Genomic DNA, 17,733 nt, shown 5'->3' on the forward strand with positions numbered 1-17,733 from the left:
CTTAATACAGCCCCCCAAACCCCCTCGTACCTCCGTACCTGGGGGTTTGGGCTTTCTGGGGCTTGTTCGACGTTGCAGGACGTTCATGGGGGATTGGTCGACGTTCATGCGGCGGCGTGTCGGCGCTCCGCGCTACGATGCCCTCATGACCAATCTTCCTGACATCCATGCCGAGTGGGTCCACGTCTCTTATGCGGAGCCGTCGGGCGCGCGTGAGGTCTATGGTTTTGCAGGCTCGCAGGCCTCGATCCACCTCGAAGGGGTTCGCTACCTGCCACAGGGCGTGTCCGCGCGCACCTTGTTGATCTACATGCACCCGGCCAGCACGCTGCAGCTGCTGCCAATGCCTCGGGCCATTGCCGGGCGGGGCGTGCATGTGCTTTGTGCAGCCAGTCGGTACGCTCGCAACGACACTCCCTTGATCTTCGAGAAGGTAGTGCTCGATCTGGGCGCCTGGATCCGGCACGCCAGGGAGGTCTGGGGCTACGACAAGGTGGTGCTTTGCGGATGGTCGGGGGGTGGCTCGCTGGCATTGATGTACCAGTCGCAGGCCGAGAGGCCGACCATCACCCACACGCCCGCGGGCGACGAAGTGGACCTCGTGGGTGCGGGCTTGCTGCCGGCTGACGCCATGATCGTGCAGGCCGCGCACATCTCGCGTGCCCAGTTGCTGGCTGACTGGATCGATCCTTCCGTGCTCGATGAAAACGATCCGGACCGGCGGGATTCAGAGCTGGATCTGTACGACCCGCGCAACGCCAACCAGCCGCCTTACACGCCAGATTTCCTGGCGCATTTCCGCGCACGGCAACTCGAGCGGCTGCGCCGCCGCACCGACTGGGTCAAGGAGACGCTGCACCGCATGCGAAGCGCAGGCGACTTGCTAGGTGAGCGCGGCTTTGTTACGCACCGCACCATGGCCGAGCCGCGGTTCCTGGATCCCGCGCTCGATCCCAACGAGCGCAAGCCAGGCACCAGCTACCTTGGCGATCCGCGGCTGGCCAACAGCGCACCGGCTGGCATGGCGCGCTTCTCGACGCTGCGCGCCTGGCTCTCGCAATGGTCGATCGACGACACCCAGGCGCATGGGGAGCGGGCTGCGCCGCACATCACCGTGCCGCTGTTGTGCATCGAGAACGGTGCTGACGACGCGGTGCCTCAGCCCCATACCGGCATGATCCACCGCGCCGCCGGGAGCAAGGACAAAACCATGGTGGTTCTGCCTGGGGCGTCCCACTACTACGCCGGGCAACCCGAACAACTGGCACAAGCGCTCGATACCTGCCTCGCCTGGTTGGGCCAGCGCCGATTGCTGGAATCCTGAAGCGGGGTTCTCGCGCCGCCGTCAGCCGGCATCAGGAAACGGCGGTGGACTCGCGCTCAACCGCACCGGCGTGGGCCTTGCGGAAGGCGCCGGGCGCGTCACCGTATCGCTGTCTGAAGCGCCGGTAGAAAGTCGAAGTTTCCTTGAACCCGACCGCAAAGCCGATCTCTGCTGTGCCCACATGGCGTGCCGAGGGGTCGCGCAGCAGGGCGTGCGCGCGCGCCAGCCGCGTGCGCGTGAGGAACTCGTGAAAGCTGTGTTCGGAGAGTTCGAAGAGCTGGTGCAGCGAGCGCAACGACAGACCGCATTCGCTGGCCACACGCTCGGGCGTGAGCGCCATGTCGGATGAGCGCAGCTCCGTCTGACTCATCACCCGCTGCAGCAGCGCCCGACGTCGCGCCAGACGAGCCGGTTCGCGCTGAGCGGCGCTGGCGCCCACGGCATCGGCTACCAGCGCATAGAGCGTGCGGCAAGCCAGCTCCAGCGCCTGGGCCGACAGGTCGGCCTGGTGGTGCAGAAGCGCGTCGAGCCAGTTCGCCATCAGCGCACGAGCCGCTTGATCTCGCCCCAGCCGTCGCATCGGGAGTTCGCCCGGGCGCAGCGCAAGCAAGGGTTCAAGGCCCGCCCGGTTCATGCGCCACAGGCGAAAGTCGAAAGTCCCGTCGGTGCCCGTGCTGAAGGCAATGTTCGGGTCTGCAATGACGATGTCGCCCGGCTCGGCGACGCACCGCTGGCCCTGTTGCTCGAACCAGGCCTGGCCGCGCCGCTGGAGATACACGTAATAGGTGTCGCTCGGGGAATCGCCGATGTCCTGCTCGCGCCGTTGCACCAGGTGCCCGTCGCACACGATGTCGGTCACATCCAGTGAACCCAGTTGCCGGCGGGCGATGGTGCCCTGGAAGGGGTCGCGTGTGCGCCGGTGCGGGGTCAGCGCGTAGACATGCTGGCTACAGGCCTCGCGCCAGAGATCAAAGCGCTGCGCGGGCGGCGCGCTTTGGGTGGACCACTCCATGACCATGGCAGATTCCTCGTGTTGGAGGTTCGGCTGCCCGTGTCGACGGAAGCGTTGAGGGCAAGCGAGCCGCTCAGTATCGAAGATTTCGCTCAAGCGAACAAGAACGCGTGAATATTGACAGGAAACGAATAATTACGAATGTGCGCCGGTTGCCAAGCCGCTGTGCGCTCGTTGCGAAGACGGCCCAGGGAGAGCGATCGAAGATGCCCGGGTGTTGCTCGACTCCCTCCCCACCGTCCTGATTGCCGACGATCACGCGCTCGTGCGCGATGGCATGCGGGGGCTGATTGCTGCCTGGCTGGGCAGCGCGCACTGCATCGAAGTGGGCGATGGCGATGCGCTCATGCGCGCAGCAGCGGCACACCCAGGCGCGCAGCTCGCGCTCGTGGATCTCAACATGCCAGGCATGGAGCGCGGATATCGTCTGACCGAGCTGGCGCACCGGCATCCCGGCCTGCCCTTGGTGGTGATCTCGGCCCTGACCACGCCCGACGTCGTGCGTCGCTCGCTGGAGATTCCCAGCGTATGCGCGTTCGTGCCCAAGAGCGCGCCGTCCGAGCAGATCAGCGCCGCGATCGATGCCGCCCTGCATGGCCGCAAGCTGCCGTTTGCCCATCGCGCCCCGGAAGCCCGCCGACCGGAGGTGGTGCTCACACCGCGCATGGAGGAAGTGCGCCAGTTGCTGCGGCAGGGCATGAGCAACAAGCTGATCGCACGCACGTTGGGCATCAGCGAGGGCACCGTGAAGAACCACATGAGCGAGATCTTCAAGGCGCTGCAGGTGTCCAACCGAACGCAGGCGGCGCAACTCGACGCCGACACCTTGTGACGTCGGGTCGCGACGAGCAACCCGATCCCGAGGACGCCGCGCACACCGTGGCGTCGCTGTGGGCACTGCGGGCCTGCGAGCTGCTTTGCTTCTTCATGTTTGCCACGGCCATGCCCTGGCAGCAGCCGGCGGCGTGGTTCTCCATCATCGCAGTCATGGGTGTGCTGCGCTGGTGGCATGTGAACCGGCCTGCCTTCCGCGCGCTCCCCAAGGTCCATCGCCAGCGCGTCTACCGCATCTACATGTGGGTGCTGATGTCGTTCGTGGGCAGCTCTTGCTATTTCCTCTACGTGCCCGGCAATGTGCCCATGCTGGCGGTGCTGATGAGCTACCTGCTCGGCAACGCCACCCTGATTGCCGTGCGCCTGACGGGCGACGCCATGCGCACCACCATCGCACTGTGTCTGGCCGTATTGCCCACCTCGGTGCGGCTGATCGCAGATGGCATGGGCGGCAACACGCTGCTGGTGCTCATGGGTGTGGGCGGCTTCCTCATGACCATGACGATGGTGTTCCTCTCGCGCGCGCAAGAAATCGGGGTCCTGCGCCAGGTGCAGCACCGGCGGCGCGCCGAGGCCGCGGCCGACACGGTGACGGCACTGGGCCTGGCCAAGTCGCGCTTCTTCGCGGCGGTCAGTCACGATCTGCGTCAACCGGTGCATGCCATCGGCCTCTACCTCACGCCTTTGGCAAACCTGGCGGATCGCGCCCAGGACGCAGCGGCGCAACGCGCCATCGAAGGCATCACGCAGTCCTGGCGTGCGCTGGACGATCTTCTGTCACAGGTGCTGGACCTGACCCGCATGGACTCCGGCGCGGTGCAGGCCGAGCTGCGGCCCACCGAAATCGCCCCGCTGGTCGACAGCCTGTTGCGCCAGCACAGCGCGGTGGCCGAGGCGGCCGGCGTGCGCATCGTCACCCTGGTTCGGCGCGACGCGTTTGCGCTGGCCGATGGCCTGATGCTGGTCCGTGTGCTGTCCAACCTGATGGACAACGCCATCAAGTTCTCGCCCTCGGGTTCCACCGTGCTGGTCGCGTTGCGTCGCGGGTCCTCGGGATGGCGCCTTCAGGTGAGGGATGCCGGCCTGGGCATCGCGACCGAGGCCCAGGCCCGAATCTTCGAGGAGTTTGTCCAGATGCACAACGAAGCGCGCGACCGCCGACAAGGCCTCGGGCTGGGACTGGCCATCGCACGCCGCCTCGCGCTGCTGATGAATGGCGACATCACCGTGCGCTCTGCGTTGGGCCTGGGCACCTGCATGACGGTCTTGCTGCCCTGGGCCGAGAAGCCGCCCGAGGGCGAGCCGAGCAAGGACAGGCCGTCCCCTGAGCTGGCCGCGCTCACCGCATGCATGGGGCCTGTCCTGCCGCCCCCCGTCTTCAACATGGGGCGCGTGCTGCTGGTCGAGGACGATGCACTGGTGGCCGGGGCCACGCTCGATCAGCTCACCAGCTGGGGCCTGCTGGTGCTGCATGTCGAAACCGCCGAGGCCGCGATGGCCCAGGCGGACTTCGCCGAGGTGGCCATCTGCGACGTTCGCCTGCCGCACGCGGCGTCGGGCCTGGCGCTCGCACTGAACCTGCGGGAGCTGGGGCAGAAGGTGCTGCTCATCAGCGGTGAAACGCACGCCGCGCTGCGCGAGGCGGCGTCGCGCCATGGCCTGCCGCTGCTGATCAAACCCGTTTCGGGTGCGCAACTGTTGTCGGCCCTGCAAGCGCTCTAGAAACCGCACCCACCAGCGCACCGCCGTGCGCAGGGCATGACCAATTTCACATGGTCGCGCGGTGCACCCGTCGGTAGATTCCCCATCACCCCCCGCACGCCGTGCGGCGGGCCGATGCCAAGGAATGTTCCATGAGACACCAGTTCTCACCCGATCTCGAATCGCCCCATGCGCCCACCGTGGCGCAATGCCTGCGGCCGCCGCGCGCTGGCCGGTTTGCCGACACGCGGGCCTCTTCCTCCCTGCGCCACCTCTACCGCTGGCTGTGCCGATTCATGCCGTCGCTCGCGGCCCACCTGGCCTTTCGCCAGCTCGCCACGCCGCCGCGCAGCGCAGCCGGCCGCTGGCCAGTGGCCATCCGTGAGCTCACCCGCGAACGCCGCCTGAGCAACGGGTCGAGCGAACTCGCGGTCTACGAATGGGGGCACCAGGGGCCGGCGGTGCTGCTGGTGCATGGCTGGGGCTCCAACGCCACGCACCTGGCGCGTCTTGTGCAGCCGCTTCGCAACGCCGGTTTCAGGGTGATCGCCTTTGACGCGCCGGCGCATGGACGGTCGACCGGCCGCACGACGGACATGGTGGCCTACGCCCATGCGGTGGCGCTGGTGGCACGGCATGCCGGCCCGCTGCATGCGGTGATCGGCCATTCCTTCGGTGCCGCCATGGCCATGTACGCCGCACGCGACTGGGGCCTGGCCGCCTCGCGGCTGGTGCTCATGAGTTCTTTCAACGACTGCAACAGGTTCCTCGAGATGTTTGCCCGCCACGTGGGCCTGACGCCGGACGTGTTGAGGCGCACGCGCGAATTGCTCTCCCAGCGCTACGGCGGTCGACTCGACTGGGGCCGCATGTCGGTGACCGAGATGCTGCGCCAGGCGAACCGCCCGGCGCTGGTGGTGCACGACGAGAACGACGAGGAGATCCCCTTCGAGCATGGCCTGGTCATGACCAGCGCACTGCAGACCGCGCAGCTCAAGGCCACGCGTGGCCTGGGGCACCACCGCGTGCTTCGGAATCCCGAGGTCATCCGCCGGATCACGGCCTTTCTGGTGGACTGACGACATGGCACTCCACACCCACTCAAACCGGGGTGTCCGGCTCGCCTTCGTGCTGGGCAGCGGCGGCGTGCGCAGCATCGCAGCCCTGGGCATTGCCGAGCGGCTGGCGAGGGAAGGCATCCGACCCGATCTCGTCGTGGGCTGCAGCTCGGGTGCCCTGTTCGGCGCCCAGGTGGCCAGAGGCCTGCACGACCACAGCGCCGTGAGCCTGGCCACCACGCTGTGGTCGGCCGAGCTCACGCAACAGCGCCGCTGGCGCGCCTACCTGCAGCTCATTGCACCGAAGCTCGCGGGCTTTGGTTCGGGCTTTGCGCTGCGCGACGATCGCCTGATCACCGAGCGCATCACGCGTGCATTTGGCGACGCCCGCCTCGAACACCTTCCCACCCCGTTGCGCGTGGTCGCCACCGAGGCGGCCACCGGGCTGCCTGTGGTGCTCTCGCGGGGCCGCGTGGTGGACGCCCTGCGCGCCAGCATGGCCGTGCCGATCCTGTTTCCCAGTGTGGAGATCGATGGCCAGCGTCTGGTGGATGGCGTGCTCTCCGATCCCCTGCCCATTTCGGCGGCGAGCGATGCCGGCGTGGTGATTTCGCTCGGCTTTCACGGCAGCATGCCGCGCCGGGTCGACCGGCTCTCCCGCCTGGTGGCGCAGACCAGCACCACGCTGATCAACAACCTCATGCAGGCGCGCACGGATGCCGCGCAGGCGCGCGGGCAGAAAGTGATCGCCATCGAACTTCACCTGGACCGCCACATCGGCCTGTGGGAGACCTCGGCCATGCCCGAACTCTTCGAAGCCGGGTGGCGCGCGGCCGAGGAGCGCCTGCTCGACATCGTGGCCGCCCTCGACGAGGCACACGCCCCCGCCTTCCAACCCGCCTTCATCGACTGAATCCGAACCTGCCCACCATGGAGCTGAAAAGAATGAGCCTGTCCACCATCCACACCGAGCGCTACGCGCGCTGTATCGACGCCTCCAGGCGCGTGCGCTGGGACATCGACCGCGACGTGATCCGTGCGCGCCGCTTCGATTTCTCGCGACCTTTCCTGCCCGAAGGCCTGTCTCGCGTCGGCCGACTCGAGTTTCTATCCAGCGCCGAGCAGGTGCGCCTGAGCCAGGTGCAGGGGCGCACGTACGCCAACATGTTCGGCCTGGTGGAGCGCTTCATCGGCATCCAGATGCTCTCCTGCAGCCGCGACCACTGGTTCGGCGACCAGGTGGCCCTGGAGGCGCTGGTGCGCTTCTCTGACGAAGAACTCAAGCACCAGGAACTCTTCCGGCGCATCGAACGCCTGGCCGCGGATGGCATGGCGCCAGGCTACGAATTCCTGCCAACGCCCAATGCGGTAGCCTCGCAGGTGCTGGAATGCTCCACCAGGGCGGTGCTTGCGCTAACCTGCCACATCGAGCTGTTCACCCAGGTGCACTACCGCGAGAGCATCGAACCCGCGGGAGGCCTCTCGGATCTTTACAAGGACGTGTTCCTCTTCCACTGGAAAGAGGAGTCGCAGCACGCCGTGCTCGACGAACTGGAGTGGGAGCGCGAGAACGCGCGCCTCACGCCCCGGCAGCGCGATGCGGCTGTCGACGACCTGATCGCGCTGGTGGGCGCCATCGACGACATTCTGCAGGAGCAGGCCGCCTCGGACGCCGCCTACTTCCTGCGCACCAGCCCCGACAGCTTCACGCCCGGGCAGGCCGAACGCGTGCACACGGGCCTGCTCGATGCCTACCGCTGGCAATACATCGTCTGCGGCGTGAAGGCGCCGCGGTTCCGGCAATCGCTGATCGGCATGACCACGCCCGATCAGTGGCAGCGCATCCAGGGTGCGCTGGCGCCATTGATGAACTGAACCCATCCACCTTTTCAACCCTCTCGACAGGAAATCAACATGTCCCACACCCGCGCTCATCTCCTGGGCACCCTGCTGCTTGCTGTTGCGAGCGCTGCCCATGCAGATCCGTCCTCCAGCATCGAGGCGGCCCACCAGGCTTACCACTGGGGTCAGTTCGATCGTTCGCTCGCGATGTACGAACAGCTCGCAGCACAGGGCAACGCCGAGGCCGCCGAGCGCGCCGGCTACATGCTGATGCAGGGGCCAGGCGTGTATGGCCCGAAGGTGTCGCGCGATGAAGTTCGCGCTGCTGCACTGCTGGAGCAGGCCGCGAGCGCGGGTCGTCCCCATGCGCTCTTCGTGCTCGGCATGGCGGGCAGCGCAGACTGAACGCTGCGGCGCTCGGTTTCAGCGCACGGCCAGTGCCGCGCGCGCCTGCCGCGCGATGCTGTCCGCATCCACCTGGAAGTGCGAGCGCAACGCCGCCCGCGTGTCGCTGCGGCCGAAACCGTCGGTGCCCAGCGTGTGGAACGTCCTGCCCGCCGGCACGAAGGCGCGCACGCTTTCCGGCAGCGCACGCACGTAGTCGGTGGCAGCCACCACAGGGCCGGCGCCATCGGCCAGCAGGCGCGTGAGGTGCGCATCGGTCGCGTGCGCCACGCCATCGCGTGCGAGCTCGCTCCAGCTCGTGATGCTGAACACCTCCACGCCGATGCCAACTTCGGCCAGTTGCGTGGCGGCCTTGAGCACCTCGGTGAGGATCGCACCGGACCCGAGCAGCGCGACGCGCTGCGTTGCGTCTTCAGGCCCGAAGCGCCCGAAGTGGTAGCCGCCCTTGAGCACGTGCGCCGCTTCGCCTTGGGGCAGGTCGGGCTGCGCGTAGTTCTCGTTCATCAGCGTGACGTAATAGAACACGTCCTGCTGTTCCACCAGCATCTCGCGCATGCCGGCGTCGATGATCACGGCCAGCTCGCCGGCGAACGCGGGGTCGTAGGCCTTGCAGTTGGGAATGGTCGCGGCCACCAAGTGGCTGCTGCCGTCCTGGTGTTGCAGGCCTTCGCCGCCCAGCGTGGTGCGCCCGGAGGTGGCGCCCAGCAGGAAGCCGCGCGAGCGCTGGTCGGCCGCCGCCCAGATGGCGTCGCCCACGCGCTGGAAGCCGAACATGGAGTAATAGATGTAGAACGGCAGCATGGCCAGGCCGTGCACGCTGTAGCTGGTGGCGGCCGCCGTCCAGCTGGCCAGCGCGCCGGCCTCGCTGATGCCTTCTTCCAGGATCTGGCCGTCCAGCGCTTCGCGGTAGCTCAGCACGGAGCCAATGTCTTCCGGTGCGTAACGCTGGCCCACGCTGCTGTAGATGCCGACCTGCTTGAACAGGTTGGCCATGCCGAAGGTGCGCGCTTCGTCGGCCACGATGGGCACGATGCGCGGGCCGAGTTGGCCGTCCTTGAGCAGGCCGCCGAGCATGCGCACGAAGGCCATGGTGGTGCTCATTTCCTTGCCGTCGGCCTTCAGGGCAAAGGTGGCGTAGCCCTCGATGGGAGGCACCGGCACCACGTCGCACCCCGCCTCGCGCCGCGGCATGGCGCCGCCCAGGCGCTCGCGGTGCTCACGCAGGTAGCGCATCTCGGGGCTGTCGTCGGCGGGCTTGAAGAACTTGAGGCCGGTGGCCTGCTCGTCGGAGAGGGGCAGGTTGAATCGGTTGCGGAATTCGATCAGGTCCGCGCCGTCGAACTTCTTCTGGCTGTGCGTGGTCATGCGGCCCTGGCCGGCACTGCCCATGCCATACCCCTTCTTGGTGTGCGCCAGGATCACGGTGGGCTGGCCGGTGTGCGCAGCGGCCGCCGAGTAGGCCGCGTGGATCTTCACGAGGTCGTGGCCGCCGCGTTTCAATCGGTCGATCTGCTCGTCCGTCATGCCCTGCGCGAGGCGGGCGAGTGCTTCGTTCTGGCCGAAGAAGTTGTCGCGGTTGAAGCGCCCGTCCTTGGCGGCGAAGGTCTGCATCTGGCCGTCGACCGTGTGGGCGAACGCGCGCACCAGGGCGCCGGTGGTGTCGCGCGCGAACAGGCCGTCCCAGTCGCTGCCCCACACCAGCTTGATCACGTTCCAGCCCGCGCCGGCAAACAGTTTTTCCAGCTCGTCGATGATGCGGCCGTTGCCGCGCACCGGGCCGTCCAGACGCTGCAGGTTGCAGTTGACCACCCACACCAGGTTGTCGAGCTTCTCGCGCGCGGCCAGCGTGAGCGCGCACATGCTCTCGGGCTCGTCCATCTCGCCGTCCCCGAACACGCCCCACACTTTGCGACCTTCGCAGTCCTGGAGCTGGCGGTGCGTGAGGTAACGCATGAAGCGCGCGTGGTAGATGGAGCTGATGGGGCCGATGCCCATGGAGCCGGTGGGGAACTGCCAGAAATCGGGCATCAGCCACGGGTGGGGGTAGCTCGAGAGCCCGCGCGCGCCCTCTGCAGGCGCGGTGATCTCCTGGCGGTAGTGCAGCAGGTCGGCTTCGCTCAGGCGGCCTTCGAGGAACGCGCGCGCATACACGCCGGGCGCGCTGTGCGGCTGGAAGAACACCAGATCGCCCTGCCGACCCGCGCGGAAGAAATGGTTGAAGCCCGTCTCGAAGAGATCAGCGGCGCTGGCGTAGCTGGCGATGTGGCCGCCGAGTTCGCCATACGCCTGGTTGGCGCGCACCACCATGGCCAGGGCGTTCCAGCGCATCAGCGAAGCCAGGCGCTCTTCCACCGCCAGGTCGCCGGGGAAGGCCGGCTGGTCCTGCACGGCGATGGTGTTCACATACGGGGTGTTGAGTTCGGGTTGCCAGCCAATGCGCTGCTGGCGCGCCACGCGGGCCAGCTCGTCGAGCATCTGGCGTGCGCGCGCCGGGCCCTGGGTCGCCGCCAGCGACAACAGCGCCTCGCGCCATTCCGCGGTTTCGCCGGGGTCGGGATCGCCCAGGGTGGGGTCGATGAAATGCAGCTGCTTGGAAACGTCGGTCATGGTCGGGGCTCCTGGACCGGACACTGTAGGCTTCCTGGCCGGGCAAGTGCTGTCGATGCTTGCCAAGAAGTGTAATTCATGAGGCATAAAATGCCGTGAACATGAAAATCGACAGCATGAACCACCTGGATGCCATCGATCTCCGGATCCTGGAAGAACTTCAGCGCGATGCCAGCCTGTCCAACGTGGAACTGGCCAGGCGGGTGCATCTCTCGCCCTCGCCGTGTCTCGCGCGGGTGCGCGCGCTGGAGACGAGCGGGTTGATCCGGCAGTACGTGGCGCTGCTCGATGCCCAGCAGCTCGGTTTGCACCTCAATGTGTTCATCTCGATCAGCCTGAAGCAGCAGAACCGCGAAGCGCTGGAGGCGTTCGAATCGCGCATCGGCATTCGCGACGAGGTGATGGAGTGCTACCTCATGACGGGCGACGCGGACTACCTGCTGCGCGTGGCCGTGCCCGACATGCCTGCGCTGGAGCGTTTCATCCTGGAGCAGCTTTCGCCCATTGCACAGGTGGAGAAGATCCGCTCCAGCTTTGCGCTCAAGCAGGTGCGGTACAAGACCGCACTGCCGCTGGCGTCCATTTGACCGCGCCACCCGCGCAGGTTCGATCAGATGCCCGTGAGGTCCGCGTAGGCGCGCCGCGTGGCCGGTGACACGGCGGCCAGCACCTGCTCATGGCTGACCTGGTGTCGCTTGAGCAGGCGGGCCGAGGCCACGGGGCGCGAGCGGCAGAACCAGTGGCAGGTGTGCTGCATGAGGAACAGCTCGGCCGAAATCAGAAAAGCCTGGTCACGGCGCGAGCGTTGTTCGGCGTTGGCCACGGCATCGCCGATGCCTTGCGCGTGAAGGCGGAACGCTTCGCGCACATCGAACGCAGCGCCGGGAAACAGCCGGGCCGCCCAGGGCAGTGCGATCTTGCTCACGCGCGCGGCCGGTTCGTCCACCTTTGAAAAATCCGCAGCGAACCGCTTGAACTGCTCGGCAATGGCGTTCTCGGCGCCCGTCAGCAGGCTCCAGATCTGTTCGCGTCGCGGCAGGTCGCTCTCGCCCAGCGCGCGCAGGTAGCCCTGGGCGAGCTCTTCCATCAGGGCCTCGATGCGGTAGCGGCCCAGGTGCTGGCCCAGGAGCGCAATGCGCCGTTTCTGTTCCTGCGCGTTGAAGTAGACGATGACGGCAAAGGTCACCAGCGTGAAGAGGAGGATGTCCATGGGGGGAGGCAGGCGCGTTTTCGGGCAGCCCGTCAGTGTAGTGACCCCCCTGAAACACAAAAATACATCCCGCCCGGAATAGTCCGCGCGCTCCCGCGTTGTCGATGGCATCCACTCTCACTCACAGGAAAGGCTCGCCCGATGCACGACGAACCCACCACCGACGACCCCCACGACCTGAACCGCCGCGGCATGCTGGCCCGCCTGGGCATGCTAAGCCTGCTGGGTGGAGGCCTTTACGCCAGTCCCGCGCTGCTCAACCTGAGCGAGGCGAGTGCCGGGAGCCGGGTGAGCCGCCGTTCGCGCCCGTCGCGCGCCAGCCGACCGTCGCGCGTCAGCCGCGTCTCACGTCCGAGCCGGCCTCAGCGAATGGGCGGACGCAGGGACCTGCGGCAGGCGCGGGTGAGTCGGATCTCGCGCCCCAGCCGCGTCTCGCGCCCTGGATGAAGTGCGTCGTCTTCGAAGGGCATCGCCGCGCGCTGGCTTTCCTGGACGGTACCGAGTCCCTGCTGGACCGCCTTCAGCCCCTGATCGGGGGCTGGTCGTGGCGGGAGGTCGAACCGACCGATGCGCCTGCCGGCTGGTGGGTGGCGCGATCGGGCGACGCTTACGTCATCGAGGCGCCGTGGCTGGACGCGGCGATCCGCGAAACCTCGGCGGTCCGGGCCGCCGGGCACCTCGCGGTGGACCTCGTGGAAGGCCGTCTCGCGGACCACCCCGAACAGCTCTGCCTGCACTGCGGTGCCGCCGAGTGGGACGGGCGACTGGTGCTCTTTCCTGGGCGAGCGAAGGCCGGCAAGAGCACGCTCATGGCTCGCCTGGCTGCCGATGGGGTGCGTGTGCTGGCCGACGATGTGCTGCCCACCTGCGGCAGCCAGGACGAATGGGGCTGGTCCTTTGGACTGGCGCCGCGCATCCGCATGCCCTTGCCGGCCGACGCGGGTGCGCGGCTGGAGCATTTCATGCAACAGCACGTGGGTCCGGGCGATGAAGATGCCCGCTACCTGCTCGCACCCGCCGACGTGGCGCCACGCCATGGGCATCGTGCGCGCATCGGGGCCATCGTGCTGCTCGAGCGCAGCGCCCAGCACCAGCCGGCCGAGCTGAGTGCGGTGGCATCCGGCGAAGGGTTGGCGTCGTTGATCGTGCAGAACCTGGCGCCCGAGCTGCCGGCAGCGGACCTCGTGGCGCGGCTGCACCGCATCGTGATGCGCGTGCCCTGCCTGCGCCTTCGCTACCGCGATCTCGACGACGCGTGCCGCGTGTTGCAGTGTGCCTTCTCGAATGCGCCGCGCGACCACCTGCAGGCGCCTCGCACGGCGGAGGCGACGGCTTGGCAGAGCGCCCGGCAGGCGCCGGCCGTGGCGCCGTCCACCATCGACCCGGCACGCGTGTGCAGGCAGGCCGAAGACCTCGCCATCCACCGCGCCGATGGCGAGGTGTTTCTGGTGAACCGCCGCACGCAGGGCATCCACCGTCTCAACGATCTGGGCGGTGGCATCTGGCGATTGCTGGAGCAACCCACCAGCCTCGCGTCGGCGCTGCAGGTGGTGGCGGGCGCGTATCCCCAAGAGCCCGTGGCGCGAGTCGAGACGGACCTGCGCGAGCTCTGGGGCGCCTTGCTGGCCCAGGGCCTGATCCGTCCGGTGGAGTGAATGGCCGGGCTGTGTTGCTCTGCTGTGCGCACGGGAGCCGGGGTGGTGAGAGAATTCCTCCTCGCTCCCTTCCACTCCCAGGTCCGCCCCACCCATGAACCGCAGCTTGCTGAACGCCCTGATTGCCGCCGCGGCCGTGGCAGCGGTCTGCCTGCTCGTGCTGGGCTGGATGCTGCAGGTCTTGCTGGAGCGACCGCTCACACCCGTTGAATGGACGCTGGCTGCGGTCGCGGGCGTGGCGGCCATCGCCGTGTACATGCAGACCTGGCGGCAGCGCCACCGGCGCAAGATCGAGGACATGCGCGATTCCGCGCTCTGGTAGCGCGTCGGTTTCAGGCGCGGCGACGCGCCAGCGCCGTCAGCGCCAACCCGGCCGCCAGTGCCGGCACCCAGCCTTGAAGGCTTCCCATGGTCCACAGTGTGGCCGCGCTGATGGCACACCACAGCACGGCGATCAGCCATGCGAGGCCGAGCAGCACGCGCGCCATGCGATCCTGGGAGGTGAGGCACAGCACCACGCCGAGCGTGCCGATGGCCGTGGGATCCGGTGCCACACCAAATGCCTCGGCCTGCAGCCACGGTCGGGATGAGATCACGGCCAGCCAGGGATGCACCAGCACGGCCCACGCCAGCAAGGCCAGACCCGTGGTCTTGATGGCGTCGTGGTTCGAGAGCTGCGTGCCGCGGCGAACGCCCAGCAAGACGAGGATTGCGGCCTGCAGGGCGAAGCCGACAGCGAAGGCGTCTGCCGCAGAGAAGATGGGTGCGTAGCGTCGCCACAGGAAAGCCCACGCCACCAGCGCCCAGCACGCCGCCAGCAGGGCCAGGCCCGCGCGCAACGCGCCCGGCTGGCCACGCCAGAGCGCAACGGCGAGGGTGAGCGCCACCAGCGAGGTGAGCAAGTGCAAGGGCCACAGCGCCTCGTTGTGAAGTTCGAAGAGACGCCACCAGGTGCGCGGCGCGAACATCAGCAGATCGGAGGGGCGGTAGGTCCACCACTCGCTCATGGGGTCTCTCCCGTGTCGCCGGGCTTCACAAGGCGGCCACGTCGCGCGCCATGCGTTCGCGAAGCGCCGCATCGGGCAGACGGCCGCGCGCAGCGCCCATGTTCTGCCGCACATGCGCGACCTGGCTCGTGGCGGGTATGGCGCAGGTCACAGCGGGATGCGAGACCGCGAACTTCAGCGCCACCTGCGCCCAGCCATCGCAGTCGATCTCGCGCGCCCAGCCCGGCAGCGGGTGGCGGCTCAACTGGTCCAGCAAGGCGCCTTCCCGAAAAGGCCGGTTCACGATGACGGCGATGCGCCGTTCCTGCGCCAGCGGCAGCAGACGCTGCTCCACCTCGCGGTCGAGCAGGTTGTAGGTGAGCTGCACGAAATCGAGGGGCTGCGTGCGCATGATGTTCTCCAGCTCGGTGTGGCGCCGGCCTTCCGAGGTGCTGATGCCCACGTAGCGCAATTGCCCGGCGGCCTTCATGTCCAGCAGGCGCGGCAGGTGTTCGCGCCACGACAGCAGGTTGTGCACCTGCATGAGGTCGAAGCGGGTCACGCCCCAGTGCGCGCGCGACGCCTCGATCTGCGCCGCGGCGCGCGACACGTCGCCCACCCACACCTTCTCGGCGGAGAACAGCTGGGCCGGCTTGCCCAGCTTCGCCAGTGCGTGGCCGATCGTGGGTTGCGAAGAGCCGTACATGGGTGAGCTGTCGATCAGTCGGCCGCCGTCCGCGAAGAAGGCGCGCACCACCTGCGCGCTGGCATCCATGGCCACCGGGTCCTGCCCCACATTGAAGGTGATCCAGGTGCCCAGTCCGATCACGGGGATGGCTTCACCGCTGGAGGGAATGCGGCGTGTGATGACGGGGCCAGAGGCCTGTGCAAAGGCCATGGCGGGCAAGGCGGCCGCCAGCGTGGCACCCGCCAGCCAGCGGCGGCGGGCGGGCGATGCGGGGTTGGCGTGGGGAAGGCGGCTCATGCGGTGTCTGCAAAAGCCGTGGGAGCGCCAGGCGTGCGCTTAAGTTCCGGGATCGTCCGGGATCACCGCGGTGACTTCGATCTCCACCTTGGCCTGGGCTTCCACCAGGGCGCTCACTTCCACGCAGGTCATGGCCGGGAAGTTGCGGCCCATCACTTCGCGGTAGGCCTCGCCGAGTTCGCGCAGACGCGCGTTGTATTCGACGCGGTCCACGATGTACCAGGTCATGCGCACCATGTGTTCGGCACCGGCACCGGCGCACACCAGCACGTCGCGGATGTTCAGCAGGGCCTGGCGCGTCTGCGCGATGAAGTCGTCGCTCTCGAACACCTGGGCGCTGTTCCAGCCGATCTGGCCACCGACGTACACGTGGGTGCCGCGCGCGGCGATGCCGTTGGCATAGCCCTTGGGGGCAGCCCAGCCGGGCGGTTGCAGGTGCTTCATCATGGGGCGGGATTCCTGGTTTCGGTTTGCGAGGCTTGCTGGCGCAGCGCGAAACGCTGCAGCTTGCCGGTTTCGGTGCGCGGAAGCTGGGTCACGAAGACCACCTCACGCGGGTACTTGTAGGGGGCCAGGGACTGCTTCACATGGTCCTGCAGCGCCTTGACCAGCGGTGCGTCGCCAGCTTCGCCGGGCTTGAGCACCACATACGCGAGCACGATCTGGCCGCGATCCTCATCGGGGCGCCCGATCACCCCGCACTCGGCCACCGCAGGGTGCTGCAGCAGGGCGGCTTCCACCTCGGGGCCGGCCACGTTGTAGCCAGCGGTGATGATCATGTCGTCGGTGCGCGCCTGGTAGAAGAAGTAGCCGTCGGCGTCCTGGCTGAAGGCGTCACCGGGGTAGTTCCAGCCCGCCTTCACGTACTGCGTCTGGCGCGGCTCGTCGAGGTACTTGCAGCCGGTGGGGCCGATCACGGCGAGCTTGCCCACCTGGCCGCGCGGCAGTTCCTGGCCGTCTTCACCCACCACGCGGGCCTCGTAGCCCGGCACCACCTGGCCAATGGCGCCGCGCCGCACGGATTCCGGCGGCGACGAGATGAAGATGTGGAACATCTCGGTGGCACCGATGCCGTCGAGCATCTCCAGCCCGGTGGCCTGCTTCCAGAGCTGGCGCGTGGCGTCCGGCAGCCCCTCGCCCGCGCTCACGCTGATGCGCAGCTTGCCGATGCCATGCTGCTGCGCGAACCCGGCCATCTGCCGGTAGAACGTGGGCGCGGTGTAGCAGATGGTGGCGCCCACGCGGCCGATGAGCTGCACCATGGCCTCGGGCGTGTAGGGAATGGACGGGAAGTACACCGAGGCACCGGCCCACATGGGAAAGACCAGCAGCCCCCCGAGGCCGAAGGTGAAGGCCAGCGGCGGCGAACCCATGACGATGTCATCGGGTGTGGCCCGCAGCACATGGCGTGGCCAGGTCTCGCAGGCGGCGAGCACGTCGCGGTGCGTGTGCACGGCGGCCTTGGGCGTGCCGGTGGTGCCGGAGGTGAAGGCCAGCAGCGCGATGTCGGTGGCGGCGGTGGGGCAGGGCGTGCTGTGCTCGCACTGGCGCGCGGCCATCTTCTCCAGCGAATGCGGTGCTTCGGCGCCGCCGGTGTTGAACACGAGCATCTTCAGGCCGGCGGTGGCCGGATCGGTCGCGAGCGCGGCCTTGAGTTCATCCTGCAGTTTCACGTCGCACAGGGCCAGCGCGGGCTGCGACTTGGCCACGATGGCGGCCAGCTCTTTCGCGCGCAGCAGCGGCATGGTGGCCACGGCCACCAGACCGGCCTGCACCGTGGCCAGCCACGCCAGCGCCATGGCCACCGAGTTGCCGCCGCGCAGCAGCACGCGGTTGCCGGGCACGAGGCCGAGGTCCACGGTGAGCACATTGGCGATGCGGTTCACCTCGGCTTGCGCCTGCGCGTAGCTCAGCGTGCGTTCGTCGCTGCGCAGAAAAGGGCGCTCCGCATGGCCGGCCTGCCGGGCGCGCTGGAACAGGGCATGCACCGCGTTGACCTGGGCGGGCAGTTGCAGCTCGGGTCGGTCGAAGCGCAGCTCGGGCCATTGGCCAGGCGGTGGCAGGCGGTCGTGCACGAACTGGTCGGGCTGGGCGCTGGGTACGGTGCTGGTCAT

The 17,733-nt window shown here is 68.0% G+C and carries 18 protein-coding genes; 11 read left to right on the forward strand and 7 right to left on the reverse strand.

Features of this window, described 5'->3' with window-relative positions:
- The first annotated feature begins 145 nt into the window (after window positions 1-145).
- Entirely contained in the window at window positions 146-1,324 is a 1,179-nt protein-coding gene (locus ACTIEY_RS12455) for an alpha/beta hydrolase family protein (RefSeq protein ID WP_439519451.1), read from the forward strand.
- A 31-nt stretch (window positions 1,325-1,355) separates the two neighbouring features.
- Here ACTIEY_RS12455 and ACTIEY_RS12460 read toward each other — a convergent pair whose 3' ends face one another.
- A complete protein-coding gene (locus ACTIEY_RS12460; protein ID WP_439519452.1) occupies window positions 1,356-2,342 on the reverse strand; it encodes a helix-turn-helix domain-containing protein in 987 nt (328 codons plus the stop codon).
- Between the two features lie 211 nt (window positions 2,343-2,553).
- Here ACTIEY_RS12460 and ACTIEY_RS12465 point away from each other — a divergent pair, with 211 nt between their 5' ends.
- The 6 genes from ACTIEY_RS12465 (at window position 2,554) to ACTIEY_RS12490 (ending at window position 8,176) form a co-directional block, all read left to right on the forward strand.
- Window positions 2,554-3,168: a response regulator transcription factor gene (locus ACTIEY_RS12465; RefSeq protein ID WP_439519453.1), complete on the forward strand. Its 615-nt coding sequence runs from the start codon at window positions 2,554-2,556 to the stop codon at window positions 3,166-3,168.
- Window positions 3,165-4,892: a hybrid sensor histidine kinase/response regulator gene (locus ACTIEY_RS12470; protein ID WP_439519454.1), complete on the forward strand. Its 1,728-nt coding sequence runs from the start codon at window positions 3,165-3,167 to the stop codon at window positions 4,890-4,892. The genes ACTIEY_RS12465 and ACTIEY_RS12470 overlap by 4 nt, the downstream gene beginning before the upstream one ends.
- Before the next feature lie 131 nt (window positions 4,893-5,023).
- Window positions 5,024-5,950: an alpha/beta fold hydrolase gene (locus ACTIEY_RS12475; RefSeq protein WP_439519455.1), complete on the forward strand. Its 927-nt coding sequence runs from the start codon at window positions 5,024-5,026 to the stop codon at window positions 5,948-5,950.
- 4 nt (window positions 5,951-5,954) lie between these two features.
- Entirely contained in the window at window positions 5,955-6,842 is an 888-nt protein-coding gene (locus ACTIEY_RS12480) for a patatin-like phospholipase family protein (protein ID WP_439519456.1), read from the forward strand.
- 32 nt (window positions 6,843-6,874) lie between these two features.
- Window positions 6,875-7,804 carry a hypothetical protein gene (locus ACTIEY_RS12485; RefSeq protein WP_439519457.1) on the forward strand — a complete coding sequence of 310 codons (930 nt, stop codon included), beginning with the start codon at window positions 6,875-6,877 and terminating at the stop codon, window positions 7,802-7,804.
- Between the two features lie 39 nt (window positions 7,805-7,843).
- The gene (locus tag ACTIEY_RS12490) at window positions 7,844-8,176 is read left to right on the forward strand and encodes a hypothetical protein (RefSeq protein WP_439519458.1); all 333 of its coding nucleotides are present in this window, start codon (window positions 7,844-7,846) and stop codon (window positions 8,174-8,176) included.
- 18 nt (window positions 8,177-8,194) lie between these two features.
- Here the strand turns inward: ACTIEY_RS12490 and mdeB are convergent, their stop codons facing one another.
- Complete coding sequence (mdeB, locus tag ACTIEY_RS12495; protein ID WP_439519459.1) at window positions 8,195-10,783, reverse strand: alpha-ketoglutarate dehydrogenase; 2,589 nt, start codon at window positions 10,781-10,783, stop codon at window positions 8,195-8,197.
- A 101-nt stretch (window positions 10,784-10,884) separates the two neighbouring features.
- Between mdeB and ACTIEY_RS12500 the strand changes: the two genes are divergently transcribed.
- The gene (locus ACTIEY_RS12500) at window positions 10,885-11,370 is read left to right on the forward strand and encodes an Lrp/AsnC family transcriptional regulator (RefSeq protein WP_439519460.1); all 486 of its coding nucleotides are present in this window, start codon (window positions 10,885-10,887) and stop codon (window positions 11,368-11,370) included.
- Between the two features lie 23 nt (window positions 11,371-11,393).
- Here the strand turns inward: ACTIEY_RS12500 and ACTIEY_RS12505 are convergent, their stop codons facing one another.
- Window positions 11,394-11,993, reverse strand: a complete 600-nt coding sequence (locus ACTIEY_RS12505; protein ID WP_439519461.1) for a hypothetical protein — start codon at window positions 11,991-11,993, stop codon at window positions 11,394-11,396.
- A 141-nt stretch (window positions 11,994-12,134) separates the two neighbouring features.
- Between ACTIEY_RS12505 and ACTIEY_RS12510 the strand changes: the two genes are divergently transcribed.
- From ACTIEY_RS12510 to ACTIEY_RS12520, 3 genes are all read left to right on the forward strand, one after another.
- The gene (locus ACTIEY_RS12510; RefSeq protein WP_439519462.1) at window positions 12,135-12,440 is read left to right on the forward strand and encodes a hypothetical protein; all 306 of its coding nucleotides are present in this window, start codon (window positions 12,135-12,137) and stop codon (window positions 12,438-12,440) included.
- Complete coding sequence (locus ACTIEY_RS12515; RefSeq protein ID WP_439519463.1) at window positions 12,437-13,648, forward strand: PqqD family peptide modification chaperone; 1,212 nt, start codon at window positions 12,437-12,439, stop codon at window positions 13,646-13,648. The genes ACTIEY_RS12510 and ACTIEY_RS12515 overlap by 4 nt, the downstream gene beginning before the upstream one ends.
- A 94-nt stretch (window positions 13,649-13,742) precedes the next feature.
- Entirely contained in the window at window positions 13,743-13,970 is a 228-nt protein-coding gene (locus ACTIEY_RS12520; RefSeq protein WP_439519464.1) for a hypothetical protein, read from the forward strand.
- 10 nt (window positions 13,971-13,980) lie between these two features.
- On the opposite strand, the gene ACTIEY_RS12525 is transcribed toward ACTIEY_RS12520, so the two are convergent.
- Genes ACTIEY_RS12525 through ACTIEY_RS12540 form a run of 4 tightly spaced genes read right to left on the reverse strand, consistent with a single transcriptional unit; the run spans window position 13,981 to window position 17,733 of the window.
- Entirely contained in the window at window positions 13,981-14,655 is a 675-nt protein-coding gene (locus ACTIEY_RS12525) for a DUF6064 family protein (protein ID WP_439519465.1), read from the reverse strand.
- A gap of 25 nt (window positions 14,656-14,680) precedes the next feature.
- A complete protein-coding gene (locus ACTIEY_RS12530) occupies window positions 14,681-15,619 on the reverse strand; it encodes an aldo/keto reductase (protein WP_439519466.1) in 939 nt (312 codons plus the stop codon).
- 39 nt (window positions 15,620-15,658) lie between these two features.
- Window positions 15,659-16,066: a RidA family protein gene (locus ACTIEY_RS12535; RefSeq protein WP_439519467.1), complete on the reverse strand. Its 408-nt coding sequence runs from the start codon at window positions 16,064-16,066 to the stop codon at window positions 15,659-15,661.
- A complete protein-coding gene (locus tag ACTIEY_RS12540; RefSeq protein ID WP_439519468.1) occupies window positions 16,063-17,733 on the reverse strand; it encodes an AMP-binding protein in 1,671 nt (556 codons plus the stop codon). The genes ACTIEY_RS12535 and ACTIEY_RS12540 overlap by 4 nt, the downstream gene beginning before the upstream one ends.

Origin of the sequence: Hydrogenophaga sp., from assembly GCF_051858985.1 — a bacterium.
In the GTDB taxonomy this organism is placed as follows: Bacteria; Pseudomonadota; Gammaproteobacteria; order Burkholderiales; family Burkholderiaceae_C; genus Hydrogenophaga.

What these genes read in the sequence shown, in the direction of transcription:
- ACTIEY_RS12455 (WP_439519451.1), top strand. Translation starts at nt 146, where the DNA reads ATGACCAATCTTCCTGACATCCATGCCGAGTGGGTCCACGTCTCTTAT.
- ACTIEY_RS12460 (WP_439519452.1), bottom strand. Translation starts at nt 2,342, where the DNA reads ATGGTCATGGAGTGGTCCACCCAAAGCGCGCCGCCCGCGCAGCGCTTT.
- ACTIEY_RS12475 (WP_439519455.1), top strand. Translation starts at nt 5,024, where the DNA reads ATGAGACACCAGTTCTCACCCGATCTCGAATCGCCCCATGCGCCCACC.
- ACTIEY_RS12480 (WP_439519456.1), top strand. Translation starts at nt 5,955, where the DNA reads ATGGCACTCCACACCCACTCAAACCGGGGTGTCCGGCTCGCCTTCGTG.
- ACTIEY_RS12485 (WP_439519457.1), top strand. Translation starts at nt 6,875, where the DNA reads ATGAGCCTGTCCACCATCCACACCGAGCGCTACGCGCGCTGTATCGAC.
- ACTIEY_RS12490 (WP_439519458.1), top strand. Translation starts at nt 7,844, where the DNA reads ATGTCCCACACCCGCGCTCATCTCCTGGGCACCCTGCTGCTTGCTGTT.
- mdeB (WP_439519459.1), bottom strand. Translation starts at nt 10,783, where the DNA reads ATGACCGACGTTTCCAAGCAGCTGCATTTCATCGACCCCACCCTGGGC.
- ACTIEY_RS12500 (WP_439519460.1), top strand. Translation starts at nt 10,885, where the DNA reads ATGAAAATCGACAGCATGAACCACCTGGATGCCATCGATCTCCGGATC.
- ACTIEY_RS12505 (WP_439519461.1), bottom strand. Translation starts at nt 11,993, where the DNA reads ATGGACATCCTCCTCTTCACGCTGGTGACCTTTGCCGTCATCGTCTAC.
- ACTIEY_RS12510 (WP_439519462.1), top strand. Translation starts at nt 12,135, where the DNA reads ATGCACGACGAACCCACCACCGACGACCCCCACGACCTGAACCGCCGC.
- ACTIEY_RS12515 (WP_439519463.1), top strand. Translation starts at nt 12,437, where the DNA reads ATGAAGTGCGTCGTCTTCGAAGGGCATCGCCGCGCGCTGGCTTTCCTG.
- ACTIEY_RS12520 (WP_439519464.1), top strand. Translation starts at nt 13,743, where the DNA reads ATGAACCGCAGCTTGCTGAACGCCCTGATTGCCGCCGCGGCCGTGGCA.
- ACTIEY_RS12525 (WP_439519465.1), bottom strand. Translation starts at nt 14,655, where the DNA reads ATGAGCGAGTGGTGGACCTACCGCCCCTCCGATCTGCTGATGTTCGCG.
- ACTIEY_RS12530 (WP_439519466.1), bottom strand. Translation starts at nt 15,619, where the DNA reads ATGAGCCGCCTTCCCCACGCCAACCCCGCATCGCCCGCCCGCCGCCGC.
- ACTIEY_RS12535 (WP_439519467.1), bottom strand. Translation starts at nt 16,066, where the DNA reads ATGATGAAGCACCTGCAACCGCCCGGCTGGGCTGCCCCCAAGGGCTAT.
- ACTIEY_RS12540 (WP_439519468.1), bottom strand. Translation starts at nt 17,733, where the DNA reads ATGACCAGCACCGTACCCAGCGCCCAGCCCGACCAGTTCGTGCACGAC.